This window comes from Defluviitalea raffinosedens (assembly GCF_016908775.1).
Classification (GTDB): Bacteria; Bacillota; Clostridia; order Lachnospirales; family Defluviitaleaceae; genus Defluviitalea; species Defluviitalea raffinosedens.
In genome coordinates, this window is sequence record NZ_JAFBEP010000021.1 from 19418 (window position 1) to 38313 (window position 18896).

The 18896-nt window shown below is 35.0% G+C and carries 13 protein-coding genes; 12 read left to right on the top strand and 1 reads right to left on the bottom strand.

Translation table 11 applies throughout. The features are described 5' to 3' along the window. Positions 1–18 precede the first annotated feature (18 nt). Together JOD07_RS12705 and JOD07_RS12710 are read left to right on the top strand one after the other, a co-directional pair. Positions 19–2802, top strand: coding sequence for a glycosyl hydrolase (locus JOD07_RS12705; protein ID WP_204614235.1), 2784 nt, complete (start codon positions 19–21; stop codon positions 2800–2802). A 254-nt stretch (positions 2803–3056) separates the two neighbouring features. Next, positions 3057–4085, top strand: a complete 1029-nt coding sequence (locus JOD07_RS12710) for a LacI family DNA-binding transcriptional regulator (protein WP_204614236.1) — start codon at positions 3057–3059, stop codon at positions 4083–4085. A gap of 47 nt (positions 4086–4132) precedes the next feature. Here JOD07_RS12710 and JOD07_RS12715 read toward each other — a convergent pair whose 3' ends face one another. Next, positions 4133–5059 (bottom strand): AraC family transcriptional regulator, encoded by a 927-nt coding sequence (locus JOD07_RS12715; protein ID WP_158740379.1) that lies wholly within the window; start codon positions 5057–5059, stop codon positions 4133–4135. 370 nt (positions 5060–5429) lie between these two features. Here JOD07_RS12715 and JOD07_RS12720 point away from each other — a divergent pair, with 370 nt between their 5' ends. The 10 genes from JOD07_RS12720 to JOD07_RS12765 all read left to right on the top strand — a co-directional run bounded on the left by JOD07_RS12720 (position 5430) and on the right by JOD07_RS12765 (position 18779). Further along, a complete protein-coding gene (locus tag JOD07_RS12720; RefSeq protein WP_158740380.1) occupies positions 5430–6842 on the top strand; it encodes an ABC transporter substrate-binding protein in 1413 nt (470 codons plus the stop codon). Positions 6843–6914: 72 nt separating this feature from the next. After that, positions 6915–7925, top strand: coding sequence for a carbohydrate ABC transporter permease (locus tag JOD07_RS12725; RefSeq protein ID WP_158740381.1), 1011 nt, complete (start codon positions 6915–6917; stop codon positions 7923–7925). Then, positions 7922–8767 (top strand): carbohydrate ABC transporter permease, encoded by an 846-nt coding sequence (locus JOD07_RS12730; RefSeq protein ID WP_158740382.1) that lies wholly within the window; start codon positions 7922–7924, stop codon positions 8765–8767. The genes JOD07_RS12725 and JOD07_RS12730 overlap by 4 nt, the downstream gene beginning before the upstream one ends. A 34-nt stretch (positions 8768–8801) precedes the next feature. After that, the gene (locus tag JOD07_RS12735; protein WP_158740383.1) at positions 8802–9824 is read left to right on the top strand and encodes a glycoside hydrolase family 130 protein; all 1023 of its coding nucleotides are present in this window, start codon (positions 8802–8804) and stop codon (positions 9822–9824) included. Between the two features lie 101 nt (positions 9825–9925). Then, positions 9926–12115 carry an alpha-galactosidase gene (locus JOD07_RS12740; protein WP_158740384.1) on the top strand — a complete coding sequence of 730 codons (2190 nt, stop codon included), beginning with the start codon at positions 9926–9928 and terminating at the stop codon, positions 12113–12115. A gap of 86 nt (positions 12116–12201) precedes the next feature. Continuing rightward, positions 12202–14325 (top strand): methyl-accepting chemotaxis protein, encoded by a 2124-nt coding sequence (locus tag JOD07_RS12745; RefSeq protein WP_204614237.1) that lies wholly within the window; start codon positions 12202–12204, stop codon positions 14323–14325. A 76-nt stretch (positions 14326–14401) separates the two neighbouring features. Continuing rightward, on the top strand, positions 14402–15334 hold the full coding sequence (locus tag JOD07_RS12750) for a glycoside hydrolase family 113 (RefSeq protein ID WP_158740386.1): 933 nt from the start codon (positions 14402–14404) through the stop codon (positions 15332–15334). Positions 15335–15392: 58 nt separating this feature from the next. Beyond that, positions 15393–16565 carry an AGE family epimerase/isomerase gene (locus JOD07_RS12755; protein WP_201800588.1) on the top strand — a complete coding sequence of 391 codons (1173 nt, stop codon included), beginning with the start codon at positions 15393–15395 and terminating at the stop codon, positions 16563–16565. Further along, on the top strand, positions 16565–17746 hold the full coding sequence (locus JOD07_RS12760; protein WP_158740387.1) for a glycoside hydrolase family 130 protein: 1182 nt from the start codon (positions 16565–16567) through the stop codon (positions 17744–17746). Before JOD07_RS12755 ends, JOD07_RS12760 begins: the two co-directional genes overlap by 1 nt. A gap of 193 nt (positions 17747–17939) precedes the next feature. Continuing rightward, positions 17940–18779, top strand: coding sequence for a VanW family protein (locus JOD07_RS12765; protein ID WP_204614239.1), 840 nt, complete (start codon positions 17940–17942; stop codon positions 18777–18779). Positions 18780–18896 lie beyond the last annotated feature (117 nt).

Below are 18896 nucleotides of genomic sequence, written 5' to 3' on the forward strand. Positions count from 1 at the left end.
TATAGGGGAGGGGAAAATATGTTTGCAAAAAAAATAAAAAGGTTTTATGCAGTTTTATTAATTTGTGTCATGATAGGAACGTTATTGCCTGTAAAATGGACTTTTGCTTTAGATAAGGAGCTTTTAAAATTTGAATTTAGCTCTCCTGATGACATTATTTCATGGACTAATGGAGGATCTTGGGAATATTCCGGGAGATTAGATATTGGCTATGATGATGTCCTAAAGGCAATGAAGGTTGATTTGGATTATTCCAACAATGCAAATGCCTCATGGAGCGAAGCCAAAATAGCCTGTAGTTTTCCGTCAGAACAAGATTTGTCAGGATATAATCAAGCATCATTTGATTTCATTTATGATCCTGCTCAGATGACAAAAGGATCTTTTGCAATTAAGTTAGTAGCAGGAAATAAAGATGCAATAAGTTCTGTTGAACTGGTCAATGCTCAAGATTATGGAAACGGACTTAAAAAGGTTACAGTGGTTTTAGAATTTAAAAATGATGAAAATAGGGTGTCAGATTTAATCCTTGGCATAGTAGGTCAGAATACAGATTATAAAGGTGCAGTATATATAGACAATATCACATTTGCATATAAAGAAGTAGAAGATATGTATGTTGTAGCAACAAAAAGTATAATTGAACAAACGCCAATTGCTGTAAATAAAGATTCAATCGTTGCCAATGGAATTACTCAAAAGACACCGGATAAAGTAAAACTTGTAGATGATAAGGCAATTAAGGCAACAGCGCAGTTATACGCATATCTTGAAGCGATTGGAAAAACAGATTCAGTACTGTTTGGCCATCAAAATGATATTAATCACAAAGCTGGCAGTGTTAGCGGAGGAACTGAATCGGATGTTAAGGATATAACAGGTTCTATAGCAGCGGTATATGGTGTGGATAGTCTTTCTCTTACAGGAGCTGATTTTGATTCGATTAGTTGGGAAACACCGTTGGCAGAACGTGTAGCTGCTGTAGCAGAAGGTACAAAGAAGGCGGTTGAACAAGGAGCAATTGTCGCACTTACTTCGCATATGCCTAATTTTGAAATAATCGCTAAAAGAGTAGAGAATCAGAAGCCAGGGGATCATACATCGGACACAGTAGGAATATTGGAAGATGGAAGTTACAACTTTTCTGGTTATTCTTCACCAGTATTGACTGGAGATATTGTAACCAGAATTATGCCTGGACAAGATTTAAACAAATATTATACGGCATATTTAGACATGATTGCCGCTTATGCAAAAGCGCTTGAAAAGGACAATATCAGTGTATTGTTCAGGCCTTTTCATGAAAATACAGGAAGCTGGTTCTGGTGGGGCAAAGCTTTTTGTGATGCAGAAGCATATAAAAATTTATACAGATATACTGTAGAATATCTGAGGGATGAAAAAGATGTACACAACTTTATTTATGTTTATGGACCTGGCAGCGAAGCGAACAGTGTTGAAGACTATGAAGAACGTTATCCCGGGGATGAATATGTAGATATGGTTGGATTTGATATGTATCATTCACAGCCTGCAGAAGGGGACTTATTTATTAAAAATCTAAAAGATCAAATTAACATTGTTGGCACATTTGCAAAACAGCATAATAAATTATTTGCAGTGACAGAAACAGGAGTAGCCAATGGTAATCTGGCACTTCTTAAAACAGGGAATGAAAGAAAAGATTGGTTCAATGAAGTGTTAGAAGCTGTGGCTCCATCCGAAGCTTGTTATTTTTTAGTTTGGGCGAACTGGGGAGAAGATGGTGCCTTCTATACGCCATATGTAACAAGTAAAGCAGGTAATACAATTAAAGGGCATGAAATGTTGGATTATTTTATTGATTTTTATAATGACGGGCGTTCTGTCTTTGCCAAAGAAATGGGGGATTTTTCAGAAATAGAAGTTACTGTTGATTCAAATGATAAGGTATATGGTTATTTTAGATCACCTGTTTCCGGCAGCTATGCGCTGGATACAATGGATGTTGAAGCAAGTGTATTTAATATTGATGATGAAAGTAATACAGATGTGAAATTTGTTGCAAAAAATAAAGCTGGTGACTTGATACAAGAAGTTCCGGCAATAAAAAAATCGGATAACAGATATTCTGCACAATTAACGAAAGAGCAAATTGCACAGCTTGGAGAAACGTCCGGGACCCTTGCTTTGGTTGTTAATGATGAAGTGATAAGTAAGATTAATCTTAAATATAATATGCAGAAACCAGTTGTTGATCCTTTTGTCATTGGCAGTTTCGAAGATTACTATGGTGAAGATTTGATTTTAAGATCCGTTTGGAATACAGGAAATGGTACAGGGTGTACAGTTGAACCTTCGTTGTCAGAGACGAATAAATATGCGGGACAATATGGTTTGGAATTCAAGTATAAACTTATTGCAGGCGGATATGCTGGAGTAGTTAAAACTATAGAAACGGACTGGTCCAGCAAGAATGCATTGCAGTTATGGATATTGCCTGATGGCAAGAAGCAAAAAGTCGTTATCCAGGTTCAATCTGCAGGAGAGGCTTTTGAAGTATACCTTAATGAATATCCTGAATTTAATGGTTCAACAGAACCTATGCTTGTGACGATTCCGTTTTCAAGTTTTGCAGGAAGAGACAATAAAAATGCTATTTTTGATCCGAGTAATATTCAAAGTTTTGGGTTATGGTGTAATGCTATTTTGCCTGAAGGGGCAGATAGTCAGATATTTGTGCTGGAATCTGTGATATATTATGATGAGATTAAAGCAGTTACTTCTGATGTAGCAAAAGTTACCTTTACTCCAATAAATTAAAATATTTACGTATATGAAGAAATAGTTCCTTGTCTAAAATGATAGACAAGGAATTATTTTGTTTAATTGATAAATAAATTAAATTTAGCTTGATTCAATTGCTAAATTAGCTTGATTTAATGATTAGAGTAAGTTAGAATATAGTAAAACAGGATTCTTATTCGAAATTTTAAGTAAGAATTATTTTGGATTGTTTTATAAAAAATGTATTCTTATTTTAGATTCTATGGATTATGCAATAAAGGAGATAATGTATGGCTAAATCAGTGAGATTAATAGATATCGCCAAGAAATTAGGAGTTAGCAATGTAACGGTTTCTAAAGCTTTAGCAGATAAAGACGGCGTAAGTGAAGAAATGCGGCAGAAAATTAAGGCCTTGGCGGCAGAGATGGGATATAAACCAGCATCTGTGTCAAAACCTAAAACAGGCACTGGAAACATAGGAGTCCTTATTCCTTCTCGGTTTATTGAGAAAGCTGGGTCATTTTATTGGACTATGTATGAGGAAGTTATTACGAAATTGAGTGCCAATGGCTATTATGGCATTATAGAAAAATTAACTCAGGAAGACGAGGATTCCAAAAAACTTCCTAAGATGATACAGGATCATAAAGTGGATGGAGTAATTATTATTGGTCAGACAAAGGATAGGTATTTGGATTTTCTCTGGAATTCAGGGACTGTTCCAATTATGTGTATGGATCATTATAATACCCACATGGAGTATGATACAGTGATTTCAGATGGTTACTATGGAATGTACGTTTTGACGAATTACTTAATAAAAATGGGTCACAAAGATATTGCTTTTGTAGGAACTCCTCTTGCGACGAGCAGTATTACAGACAGATATTTTGGTTATCAAAAAGCTTTGCTTGAAAATGGAATAAAGTTGAGAGAGGAATGGATTATACCGGATAGAGTCAGAGAAACGAATATATGCTTTGAAATAACTTTACCAGAAAAGATGCCTACTGCTTTTGCCTGTAATTCTGATTTTACTGCCAGTATGCTCATTAAAAAATTAGTGGAAAAAGGATTATCAGTTCCCAAAGATGTATCTGTAGTTGGATTTGATGATTATCTCTTCCCTAATGTGACGGATTTAAAGATAACATCCTATGCTGTGGACATGGATAAAATGGCAGGTTTATGTGTGAAGACATTACTTAAAAAAATAAAAGGAAAAGATTATGTTAAAGGCGTTCAGATTGTAACGGGTCATATGGTTATAAAAGAAAGTGTAAAAAACTTGAATGCAAGAAATAGCAGAGAAAGTTAATCCTAACGTTCTCTGCTATTTTTTTGTTTGTCTGTATAACATGGATTTTATTCTTCCAGGTACTGTATTGCATTTGAACGGCAAAGTTTTCGGTAATGCATAGGAGTAACGCCTGTGGATTTTTTGAAAAGATTGATAAAGTGATTAATATTTTCTATGCCAACTTTTAATGCAATTTCATTAATAGTATCATCAGTATTTCTAAGAAAAGATTTTGCAGCTGAAATTCTCTGCAGAATTAAATAGTTGATCGGAGAATGATTTAAAAATTTTGTAAAATCACGAATAAGTTTATATTTACTGATGTGATATTGTTTCGCAAGTTCTTCTAAATTGTACTGCTCTCTGTATTTTTCATCGAATAATTTTTTTATTTCTAAAATATAGGCTGGTATTTTATTTAAACGGTCCAAATCCTTTTCTTTTGAAACAATTAATTGTGTGAGTAAATCAGTTATCAGTTTGGAAGCGATCATCTCCTGGGTCTCTGTAATAGATGTATAGCATTCAAATATTTTTTTAACGATAGAAATGAGACTGATATCTGAAATATTAGGGCATACAACGTAATCATCCTGATGATACAGCTTGTAATAGGCCAAGAGACTTGGACCATTAATAAACAGAGCTTTGAAATGCCAATGCTTTAATTTTTGTGCACTTAATACAGAGTAATTATTACAGTCAAAGAAGGCAAAGGAATCAGGATTTAAAATATATGTTTTCTCTTTATAGTTTAATTGCCCCTGACCTTCTACAGTATGCAATAAGCAATACATATCGAGAGGCTGCAACGCCAGATAAAATGGAAATGTAACGAAAGTATTTATTAATAATTTGGCAAAATACCAATGCTTTTCTGCAAAAGGAGAAACATCGATTAATTGCAAAAGATTTTGATCTATGGTGTGAGAGGTTAAATTTGAATGTTCTTTGAGGTAATTGATTAAGTTTTGAAAATAATCTTCAAACATATTGACTCCTCTTTCAGATTTATAGTGTTGATTATATTATATTTTTTTATTGAGCATCAATCAAGTTAATTTAACTTAATTATCATAAATTAAATTTGTTAAATAAAGATAAGTATATATATCAAAAAAGGGAAAACAAGACATAGGTAGATTGAATAGACACAAAAAAATTAATTAAACTTGCTGTTTTTAAACTATTAATCCTAAGGGATATACACAAACACAATAGTGAATAAAAGAGAAAAGTTGGTCAAAATATATAAAGTGTGCAATATAGTATGATAATTTGCAATATAATAGGATGTATTTTTTTAAGTAATGTTTTATACTAATTAAGTAATAATTAAGTTAAAAACGGGAGGTAAAAATTATGAAGCTGAAAAAATTTTTAAGTTTGCTTCTGGTGACAGGAATGGTTATCTCAACAGTTGCATGCAGCGGAAATGGACAAAATACAACATCAGATACGGCTGAACAATCAAAAGTGACAGAAGATGGTAAGCAACAGAGTGGAGAATCAGAAGTTCCAGCGATTTATGACATCAAATTAGGCGAAGATTTTAAAGATTTAAAAGCAGATATTCATGTTTTAACGGACAGGACAGATATTGCAGACACTGTTTATGCAGGTTATGCAGAAGAATTTAAAAAGTTATATCCCAACATTAATGTTGAATATGAGGCTATAACAGACTACGCAGAAGCCGTTACGCTTCGTTTAACAACAGGAGACTGGGGAGATATTTGCTTTGTTCCGACATCAGTAGATAAAGATGAGTTCCCCAATTATTTTATTTCTTTTGGTGATGCGGACAAAATTTCTGAGCTTTATAATTTCGCAAGTAGATATCGTTATGACGGACAGATTTATGCAATTCCAAATGGCGGAAATGCTCAGGGGATAGTGTATAACAAAAAAGTTTTTGAAAAAGCAGGGATTACAGAGATGCCAAAAACACCGGATGAATTCTTGGATGCCTTGCAAAAAATTAAAGACAATACGGACGCTGTTCCAATGTATTCAAATTTCGCAGCAAAATGGACAATGGGAGCCTGGGATGCTTATATCGGAGGATCTGCTACAGGAGATCCGGACTTTATGAATAAACTTCCACATCTAAGAAACCCATTTTCAAAAAGAGAAGATATGACAGGTCCATATGCCGTTTATTATGTTTTATATGAAGCAACAAAAAGAGGGCTTATTGAAGATGACCCATCTACAAGTGACTGGGAAAGCAGTAAGGGTATGATGAACAGAGGTGAAATCGGAACAATGGTTCTTGGCTCCTGGGCTGTAAAACAAATGCAGGAAGCAGGAGACAATCCCGATGATGTAGGCTATATGCCATTCCCTATTACGGTTAACGGAAAGCAGTACGCTACTGCAGGAGGAAATTATGCATATGGCATCAATAAAGACATTTCTAAAGAAAGACAAATTGCTTCTCTGATTTATGTCAAATGGTTGCTTGAAATGTCACCCATATTTGAAGATGAAGGAAGTATTCCGGCACTTAAGAATGCACCTATGCCAAGTGTGCTTGACTCTTTTAAAGGAGTAGAATTTGTAATTGATAACCCACCAAAAGAAGGAGAAGAAACATTGTTTGATGATGTGAACAATGAATCCGAAATTGGAATCAACAATAACGACTACAAAGTTTGCCAAATTCTGGAACATGCTTTGTATGGCACCAAATCTTTTGATGACATTATGAATGAATGGAACGAAAAATGGTCCAAGGCTCAGGAAAAACTGAATGTTGAAGTTTACCAATAACAGACTTCAGGAGAGGACAAATACATGAGTCAGAGGCTGCTTCTGACTCATGTTTATAATAGGAGGGGCATTATGGAGCAAAAAGACGTGAGTGAATTGGTTGTAAAAAAAACATTTAGTTTTAAAAAGTGGATCAAGAGTATGGAAGCACAACGTATATTGGTCATCGTAACTTTTATGTTTGTGCCATTGCTGCTTCTCATTGTTTTTACTTATCTTCCTTTTTTTAAAATGGTCCAATTCAGCTTTTATGACATGAAATATATTGGTGCAAGAAAATGGGTAGGTCTGCAAAATTATATAGATGTTTTTAAACGGGACGATTGCTTTAAAGCATTGAGCTTAAGCCTTTATTATATAGGAGGAGCTTTTGTTCAGTTAGTTTTGGCCTTATATTTTGCGACAATTTTAAGTTTTAAAACCAGAGGAGCGTCTTTCTTTAAAGGAGCAATGTTTTTTCCGTATTTGGTTTGTGGTATAGCTGTTGGTTTTATTTTTAGATTCTTTTATACAAGAGGATATGTATTGGACACCATTCTGACATGGATTGGATTTGATTTGGAAAGTTTACCGTATTGGTTAAAAGACACACGGATTAATAATATATCCCTGGTAGCTACATCTGTCTGGAGATATTTAGGACAGAATATGGTTCTTTTCCATGGTGCGATCATGTCTGTGGATAAAGAAATGTACGAAGCAGCAGATCTGGATGGAGCTAATAAATGGCAAAGATTCAGATACATTATTTTACCAAGTATTAAGACCATTGTTGTATTAAATATGATTCTCTCCATTAGCGGATCATTGAGTGCATTTGAGCCGCCTTATGTTATTACCAATGGTACCATGGGAACAGGTACGTATTTCGTAATTATGCACAGAATTGCCCATGAAAATCAGAAAGTAGGTTTGGCTTCTGCTATGGCGGTTGTGCTTTTCGGAATTATTATTTTATGTACTATAGTGCAAAAGCTCGTTATTAATTGGCTATTTACCGACGGAGATGAAGATGAAAGCAAGGCAGCCAAAAAACAGAAAAAGTTCAGTTTTCTAGAGGTGCAAAAAGGGGTAGAGAGATGAGTGCTATGAAAAAATTTGAAAAATATTTATTGGGATTTTTAAAATATGCCTCTTTGTGCTTGGGTGTATTTTTCACGACGATTCCTGTAATTGTTTGTATTTTCACTGCTTTTAAAACGGAAAAAGAGTATGCATCGACGAATGTTATGACGTTTCCAAAGAGTTGGACTAACTTTGAAAATTTTATTGTTGCATGGAAAAAAGCCAATATGTTGGTAGCGTTCAGGAATACATTCATCGTATTAATTGTTGTACTTACAGGGTCTGTTTTGATTGGAGCCATGCTTGCATATATATTAAGCCGATTTAAATTTCGTGGAAATGGATTGATAAGAAATCTGTTTTTGTTTGCAACATTAATTCCAGGAATCGCAACGCAGGTTACTGTATATGAAATTATGTACGGCTTAGGACTGATCAATAAATTATATGGATACATTATTGTTATGTTAGGAACAGATGTTATTTCCATATATATATTCATCCAATTTTTTGAGAACATCCCTAAGTCTTTGGATGAATCTGCCATTGTAGACGGATGCAGTTATTTTGGAATATTTTTTAAAATTTTATTTCCTCTTTTAAGACCTGCTATTGTTACAGTTATGATTTTAAAAGGAGTAGGTGTTTACAATGAATATTATATGGCTAATTTATACCTGCATTCCAAAGAACTTGTAACCGTATCCACTTCCCTATATATATTTACCGGACCTTATGGAAACCAATATAACTACATTACTGCAGGTGTACTGATTACAATGTTACCGGCACTTATTATATTTATTCTGTGTCAGAAACAAATTTACAGTGGATTAACGATGGGTGCTGTAAAAGGATAAAATGATTATGTTTGAAAAGGAGAGCTAAGAAAATATGAATGACGTGAAATTAATCTGCCCACAGGTAAAAAATATGCCATGGCAAGATCCCCCTGAGAAAATCCTTAATGCTCCGTTTTGGAGATATAAAAGTAATCCTATTATAGGAAGAAATCCAGTAAAAAATGTAGCCAGAATCTTTAATAGTGCAGTAATACCCTATGAAGATGCATTTATTGGTGTTTTTCGTGGTGAACAAGTAAATGGAATTCCACACATTTACTTGGGAAGAAGCAAAGATGGAATACATTGGGAATTTGAAGAAGAAAAAATTCTGTTTGAAGATGAAGATGGAAATCCATTTATGCCAAGATACGCCTATGATCCACGACTGGTTAAAGTAGAAGATACTTATTATCTGATTTGGTGTCAGGATTTTTATGGTGCAGCGATTGGTATGGCAAAAACAAAAGACTTTAAAAAATTTGTAAGAATTGAAAATCCATTTCTTCCTTTTAATCGTAATGCGGTATTATTCCCACGAAAAATCAACGGTAATTTTGTAATGCTCAGCCGACCCAGTGACAGTGGCCATACACCCTTTGGTGATATTTTTGTGAGTGAAAGTCCTGATATGGTTTATTGGGGCAAACACCGTCATGTTATGTCAAAAGGAGAAGAATGGTGGCAGTCTCTAAAGATTGGAGGTGGGGCGGCTCCTATTGAAACGACTGAAGGATGGTTATTATTCTACCATGGAGTTACTGGTACTTGTAACGGCTATGTGTACAGCATGGGTGGTGCAATATTAGATATTAACCAGCCTTCTGTTGTAAAATACAGATGTGAAAATTTCTTGCTGACCCCGGAAGAGTGGTATGAAGAGCAGGGTTTTGTACCGAATGTTGTTTTTCCTTGTGCAACGATTTGTGATGGAGAGACAGGAAGAATTGCCATTTACTACGGAGCAGCAGACAGTTATGTTGGTTTAGCATTTACTACAGCAGACCAAATTGTCAAATATATTAAAGAACATAGCGTTTTAAGAAAAACGGATACAGAAATCGGCAGAAGATAGAGAAGAAAGATGGAATAAAACCATATGATTCGTTTCAAGGTGAAACGAATCATATTTATATTTACGTAAAAAAGGATTGAACTGGAAAAGGAGATGGATATATGGGTATAACGTATTATGAAAAAGACAGAGTGTTTAAATTAGACACCCCATCCACCACTTATTTAATAGGAATTGTAGATGATGAAAATTTTGTAGGACATATGTACTACGGCAAAAGAATTGAAGATCACAGGCTTTATCATTTAATGCGTATTGATGAACCCCCTTATGTACCTTCTAAAAACAACAGGGACAGAGTTTCTTTTTTGGACAGTTTTCCAATGGAATATCCAACCCATGGTCTTGGAGATTTTAGAGAAGATTGTTTGCAGGTGCGTACAAAAGAAGGGCATACTGCGGTTTCCCTTTCTTATGTTTCCCATAACATTTATAAAGGAAAAACCAAATTAGAGAAATTGCCAGCTACCTTTGGGAATGCAGATCAATGTACAACACTGGAATTAGTTTGCAGAGATTTTGTTTTAAATCTGGAAGTTGTGCTAATCTACACAACCTTTGAAGATGTGGATGCCATAACAAGAAGCGTAAAAATTAGAAATTGCAATAAGGAGGATATCTTTCTTACCAAAGTACTTTCTTCCTGTGTGGATTTCGACAATATGGATTTTGATATGATTACACTTCATGGTTCCTGGGCAAGGGAACGACACGTGCAAAGAAAAAAGATTGGGTATGGGAAGCAAAGTACTTCTTCCGTTCGAGGGGAATCCAGCCACCAAGATCATCCGTTTATTGCACTGGCAACTCCAAATACCACAGAAGATACAGGAGAAGTGTATGGATTCCATTTTGTATACTCCGGGAATTTTATTGCACAGGCAGAATTGACTCAATTTGATACAGTACGGACAGTTATAGGAATACATCCAATGGATTTTTCCTGGAGATTAAGAGAAGGGGAAGTTTTCACAGCCCCTGAAGTTGTTCTGGTATATTCTGATACCGGTATTGGAGGGATGACAAGAACTTTCCATGACTTATACCGCAATCATCTGATTCGTGGAAAATTCAAAGACAAAAAACGTCCAGTCTTAATCAATAATTGGGAAGCCACCTATTTTGATTTTGATACAGAAAAACTCCTTAGCATTGCAAGAGAAGCTTCAAAGCTGGGAATAGAGATGTTGGTAATGGATGATGGATGGTTTGGCAACAGAAACAGCGATAACTCTTCATTGGGAGACTGGGTAGTTAATGAAAATAAGATTAAGGGTGGAATTAAATATTTAGTGGATGAAGTCAATAAATTAGGCATGGAATTCGGCATTTGGTTTGAACCAGAAATGATTTCACCAGATTCAGATTTATATCGATCACATCCCGACTGGGCTATCCAAATTCCAGGGCGGACAGGAAGTCTGTGCCGTAATCAGTATGTCCTGGATTTATCCAGAGAAGAAGTGCGAGATTACGTATATGAAAGTCTCCGAAAGATATTAAAAAGTGCAAACATCACTTATGTAAAATGGGATATGAATCGTCAGCTTACTGATATGGGAAGTTTTAAATTAGATGCAGAATCCCAGGGAGAACTATATCATCGATATGTATTGGGGGTATATGAATTACAGGAAAGGCTCATAACTGAATTTCCTCATGTATTGTTAGAGAATTGCTCAGGAGGCGGAGCAAGATTTGATCCCGGAATGCTTTATTATAGTCCCCAGATTTGGGCTTCAGATGATACAGATGCTATTGAAAGACTAAAAATCCAGCAAGGAACAGCTATGCTTTATCCCCTTTCTGCCATAGGTGCTCATGTAAGTGATTGTCCGAATCATATTGTAGGAAGAAATACACCTTTTCAAACCAGAGGTTATGTTGCTTTGGCCGGAACATTCGGGTATGAATTAGATATTACTAAGATTTCTCAAGAAGACAGAGAGATGATTCCAAAACAAATTGAAATGTATCATAAATACAATGATTTAATAAGAACTGGAGATTACTATAGAATCGCAAATTATGCAGAAAATCATCAGTATGATTGCTGGCAGGTGGTGTCAAAAGATAAAAATGAGACGTTAATAACTTATATTCAAGTTTTAGCAAGACCCAACCATCATAGCAGAAGAATTCGTCTTAAAGGACTGGATAAAAAGAAAATGTACAGAATCGAAGGAACCAATGAGATATATTCAGGTGCGGCTCTTATGTATGCAGGTATTAATATAGAAGGGTTAAGAGGAGATTATCAAGGAAAACTGATACATCTCGTTGCACAATAAGGAGTATGTATACGAAGGATATATTTAGGATACCGTAATACCTTTAATATGATATTGGATTTAATCCAGAGAAGAGGGATATATCAATGAACAAGATAAAAGCTTTTTTTAAGCGATATCCTTTCAATTTCACAAAGAAAAATATCACATCAAGATCAAATGCTCCTGAACCTAAAAAAATGAAAAACAGTTTAATCAGACAGATGACATTGATGCTGTTAAGTGTCGTACTCATTCCAGTGATGGTTGCTACTTATATTGCATCAGAGACAGCAACCAATGCACTTGTCAGTGAAGCCAAAGCCCAGTTGGCAGAATCCAATATAAAAACAACTCAGTATTTTGAATTGATTTTAAGGCAAATAGAGAATTCCAGAGCACAAATCCTTGTAGAATCAGAAATTAAAGAATTTTTGAAAACCTTGAAAGAACAATCAACAGAAGAAGCTAAAAAGAATATTTACAGAATTTGGGACAATCTAAAAAGAGTAGGCAATACCAATGAATACATCGATGGGATATATATTGTTTCTGAGACTGGTCATCTTGTAGGATATCCCCAAATATTTGGTACAGTGGATATAAAAAAACTGGAGGCAGTAGAATGGTACCAAAAGGTCAAAAAAAGCAATAAACCTGTTTGGATCGATGATCATGAAGAAGGGATCGGCAAAAATTCCAACAGCAGTGCTGTTAAATATATTACTTCTTATGGAAGCTTTATTAAAGATGGCAGATTGGAATATGCATTTTTAATGGATGTAAATGAAGTTCAGTTAAAAAAAGCTTTGGAAACTGTACATAGAAGCGATAATATTTACCGTACTTATGTCATTACCCCTACTGGGAAAGTGGTATCCCATGATAAAGAAGCAGTGGGAGAAATGCAAATATTTGAGGAAATTAAAGAACGGGCAGAAGAAAAAGCACAAGATGTTTTTGTTGGGACGGACAACGAAGAAAGATTTGTTATATCCTATACAAAAGCGCAGGACAGCTGGATTATTGTGAACACGGTAAATGAAGAGGATGTAATTTCCTCTGTAGGTTCCATGGAAAAAGATCTTTTGCTTTTAGGTTTTGTATTTGCTGTTATCGCCGTGGGTATTGGGATGCTTTTCACTTTTAAGATTACCAATACAATGAAAATGATTATGATTAAAATGAAACAGGCTGCAAAAGGTGATTTAACTGTCAAAGCTCATGTCAATCGAAATGATGAACTTAAAATCCTTTCTGAAACTTTTAATGAAATGGTAAAGCAAATTCGTGAATTGGTTTGCCAAAGTTCAAAAGTGGCTTATGAAGTTAATACTTCTTCCAGTAATATTTCATGTCGTGTAAGAGAATCAACAAAGATTGCTTCTGATATCGAAAATGCTATTCATGAAATGGCAGAAGGGGCATGTAATCAGTCAGAACAAGTTGAAAAAATCGTTCATTTGGTTGAATCCTTGTCTCAAAAAACTGATCTTGTAGTAAAGTGTATTGAAGACGTTAACAGAACTTCTGAAAATGTGCAGATGATTACCAATAAGGGTATTGATACGACTCAAGTTTTAATACATAAAAATGAGGACGTCAATGAAGCGACTAAAGAAGTTGTGAAAGCCATGAATTACTTGGGGAATGATATGCAGGATATAAAACAAATTGTGCTTATTTTAAAAGAGATTTCAAAAAAGATACATTTACTGTCCTTAAATGCGTCTATTGAAGCAGTCAGGGCAGGAGAAGCAGGCAAAGGATTTTCAGTGGTTGCGAATGAAGTAAACAAGTTGGCAGATCAATCAGCCCAATCTACAAAAGAAATTGAAAACATTATAGAACGCATTCTGGTACAAACTCAAAAATCCATGGATGTGGTAAAAAGAGCAGAAGGTATCAACAGAAATCAACATGATGCAGTAAAAAGTACAGTGAATGAATTTGCTGAGATTAAGAATATCTCCTGTCAGTTGAACGGACAGATTGGAGATATACTCCATGAAGTAAAAGAAATGAATGATTTTAAAGAAAAAGTTGAAGAAGCCATACATATGATTTCCAGTGTGTCCCAAATGACAGCGGCATCCACAGAAGAAATAACTGCTTCCGTTGCAGACCAGAATGGATTTTTAGAAAAGATTCTGACAGATATAGAAATACTTGCATCTAAGGCAGATGAATTAGCAGCCAGCTTAAAAGATTTTACAGTTGAAGACATATAATTTATTTTTGCTCAGCCAAGATGGCAAACAATAAAGTATATTGCCTAGAATTTTGCAACGAAAAAGGAGTCAGAAAATGGAGTACATTAAAGGATTTACATTTGGATGGGGCAATAAGAAAGGGGATTTTTTGAGTTGTCAAGCGAAGGAGTCCCTTCGTCAGCTAAAGGAAAGAACTAATAGCAATTATGTCATTTTTGCCTTAGGGGCGCTTCAGGATACTCCTCATACAACAGAGATTGATTATACAGGAGATCATATGGTGAGTGATGAAGAACTCATTCATATGATTGAATATGCAAGAGAACTGGATTTAAAAGTGATTTTAAAACCAACGGTGAATGTCAGAAATGGTACATGGAGAGCGCATATTAATTTTTTTGACCATGATGTACCTTGTGAACCTAAATGGAAAGACTGGTTTTTAAGTTATACAAAATACCAGTGCCATTATGCAGAGATTGCTCAAAAAAGTAATTGCGAAATGATGATTGTAGGTTGTGAAATGGTTCAATCAGAACGCAGAGAAAATGAATGGAGACAGCTAATTAGAGAAGTTAAAAAAATCTATCATGGTCTGATATCCTACAATACGGACAAATACCAGGAAAACTATGTAAAATGGTGGGATGCCGTTGATGTGATTTCATCCAGCGGATATTATCCCATTGATTGCTGGAATGAGCAATTAGAGCGAATTGAGAAGGTGGTAAAAAAATATAACAAGCCATTTTTCTTTGCAGAAGCCGGATGCCCAAGCCGAACAGGCTCTGGGCATATCCCTAATAATTGGGAGCATGTAGGCGAGACAAATCTACAAGAACAAGCAGAGTACTACAAAGTAATGTTTGAAAAAACAAGAGATAAAGAGTGGCTTAAAGGGTTTGGATTGTGGGACTGGAGTACTTATTTGTACCCGGAAAATAAAGCGATTTACGATAATGGATACGATGTTTTTGGAAAACCCGCTGAAAAAATTATTTACGGTTTTTACTCAAACATTGTATAACTTAAAAGAATATTGCCAGATAGTACTGGAGTACCATAAGATGTAGGGAGGAGATTGAGTGGGACAACTCAAGCAGGAAATAGAGAAGCAATTGACAGATAAAATTTTGCCTTTCTGGATGAAATTAAAAGATGAAGAGAATGGCGGTTTTTATGGAGAAGTAGATTATGATTTAACTATAAATAAGGAAGGTCCCAAGGGTGGCATTGCAGCAGCAAGATTTTTATGGTCTTTTTCAGCTGCTTATAGAGTTACAATGAAAGAAGAATATCTTTCTTATGCACATCATGCCTATAGATTTTTAAGTCAAAAAGCAATAGATCCTGTACATAAAGGTTTATACTGGATGTTAGACCATAAAGGAAATCCAATAGATACAAGAAAACATATCTATACACAGGCCTTTGGTATATATGCTTTAAGTGAATTCTATAGAGCCTTTAAACATCCTGAAGCTTTAAAATTGGCCCGGGAGCTTTATGAACTCATTGAAACCAAAGGCTATGATGAACACACTAAAGCGTATAAAGAAGAGTTTAATCGGGAATGGATTGAGAGATCCAATGAAATGCTTAGTGAACATGGACTAGTATCAGACATTACAACTAATACCCATCTTCATGTATTGGAGGCGTACACAAATTTGTACAGAGTTTGGCCTTCACAGCAACTAAAAGAAAAATTAACAAATCTGGTTTATACTTTTTATCAAAAAATATACGATCATGAAACCAAGTTTCAAAAAGTGTTTTTTGATAAAAAGTGGCAGGAACTTATGGATTTAAAATCCTATGGGCATGATATAGAAGCGAGCTGGTTGCTGGACGAAGCCGTAAAAGTATTGGATTTAAAGGATGAGAACATTTCAAAAATGATTATAGATATTGCTTATAATATCGCAGAGCATGGGGTACTAGAAGATGGTTCCGTTGCCAATGAAGAAAAAGAAGGTAAAGTGGATTGTACCCGTGTTTGGTGGGTTCAGGCAGAATCCATGGTAGGATTTTATAATGCCTATGAAAGAACAGGGGACAAAAAATTTCTGAATTTAGTCGATAATTTATGGAAATACACCAAAGAAAATCTTATTGATTCAAGGGATGAAGGAGAATGGTTCTGGTCTGTAGAACCTGATGGGAAGCCAACTAAGAGGCCTGTAGCGGAGCCTTGGAAAACCCCATATCACAATTCAAGATTTTGCCTAGAGATGATTGAAAGGATGAGCAGATGATGATTCATGAAAAATATTACGAACTGCTTGAGCAACAAGAAAAGTTACTTACAAGAAAAAATGAAAAAAATGAAATTTTCTATAATGGAGTTTATGACCGGTATAAATACCCTGTAATCACACGTCATCATATTCCTATAGAATGGAGATTTGATTTAAGCAAAGAAGACAATCCATACTTTATGGAAAGGTTAGGGGTTAATGCTGCATTTAATCCCGGTGCTATTTATCTTGATGGAAAGTATTATTTGGTTGTACGGGTGGAAGGTTTGGACAGAAAATCTTTTTTTGCCATTGCAGAAAGTGATAATGGTATTGATAATTTCCGTTTTATTGGAGAACCGATTATTTGGGAAGATATTGATAAGGAAGAAACCAATATCTACGATATGCGTCTGGTAAAACATGAGGATGGATGGATTTACGGCATTTATTGCTCAGAAAGTAAAGATCCTGATGCCCCCGCTCATGATACTTCCAGTGCAGTTGCACAGGCAGGACTTGTGAGAACGAAAGACCTGAAAAACTGGGAAAGACTTCCCAATATCAAAACCACGTCACCACAACAGAGAAATGTAGTGCTTCATCCGGAGTTTGTAGACGGTAAATACGCATTTTATACAAGACCTCAGGATGGATTTATTTCTACTGGAACCGGAGGAGGAATATGTTTTGGCTTATGCGATGATATTCTAAATCCTGTTATCCAAAAAGAAACGATTATTCATGAGAAAAAATATCATACTGTATATGAAGTAAAAAACGGAGAGGGTCCAGCACCCATTAAAACGCCAAAAGGATGGATTCACATTGCCCATGGGGTTCGAAATACAGCGGCAGGATTAAGATATGTACTGTATACCTTTGCAACGGATTTGAATGATCCGACAAAGGTCATTGCACAGCCTGGAGGACATTTTATTGCACCTTATGATGATGAAAGAATTGGAGATGTGTCCAACGTGGTTTTCTGCAATGGTGCTGTCGTAAATGAAAAAAATGAAATATTTATTTATTATGCATCCAGCGATACCAGAGTTTTTGTAGCAACAACGACTGTTGAAAAGTTGGTGGATTATACCTTCAATACTCCGGAAGATCCTTACCGTTCATTGGAATGTGCAAAACAGCGTATAAACCTTATCGAAAAGAATCGCAAATTATTAGAACAAAAAAATTAAAACAGAGATTATAATATCCCTCCATTATATCTCTCTATTTTTTTAACCGGGTTTTAACCCGGTTATTTTTATGTCATACAATTTAAAACAAATGCCTTTCTTTTTTAATAGATATTTAAAAGTAGCATGGTACTATAAAAAATAAGACAAGTACATTTACTAGGAAGTCAACTATTAACTGAGGAGGAGTAACATGGCCAGAAGGCTGTTTTGCGAAATAAGCCCTTTAACGTATAAGATATCTGTAACTAAAAATATATGGATAAGAAAAATGGAATGGTATCTTCATAGAAAAAAATATGCTGAAACATTTAGTCAGGAAAGACTTCCTGTTACGATTTATAAGCATAAATCATTAATAAGAAGAAAATTAGGTAATGTAGATATGAGACTGCAGGACAATAAAGCTGTTAATTTAAGTCTGGCTGCTCCTAAAATCAATGGCATTATCATCAAGCCTCAGGAAGTTTTTTCTTTTTGGAAATTGGTCGGAGAGTGTACAGAAGCTAAAGGATACAAAGAGGGGCTGGTGATTAAATCGGGAAAGGTGGACAAGGGTATAGGGGGTGGCATGTGCCAGTTTTCAAATCTCATTCACTGGATGATCCTGCACAGTCCAATGACTATTATTGAGCATCATCATCATAATCAGATTGATATGTTTCCGGATTACGGCAGGCAAATACCATTTGGAACGGGAACATCTATAATGTATAACTATCTTGACTATCAATTCATAAACAATACACAACAGGAATTTCAATTGATCGTATATACGACCGATGAATATCTTTGTGGAGAATTAAGAAGCAATAAACCAATTGATTATGCTTATCATATCAGAGAAGAAAATAGCTATTATGAAAAAAAGGAAGATGGATATTACAGAAATAACGAAATTTATAGAATTATAGTGGACAAAAAAACAGGCAATGAAGTTAAAAAAGAACTTATTACAAAAAATAACGCTAAAGTATTATATGATGAACAATACATACCGCCTGAAAGAATAAAAATGGCTCATGTGAGTTAATGGTATTGAGATATATTTTAAAAATAAAAATAGTAAAAATAACAACTTATTTAGGAAAATTATTGAGTGTTATAAAAATCTCCTATCTGATATAATGCAAAAAAATATTAGGATAGG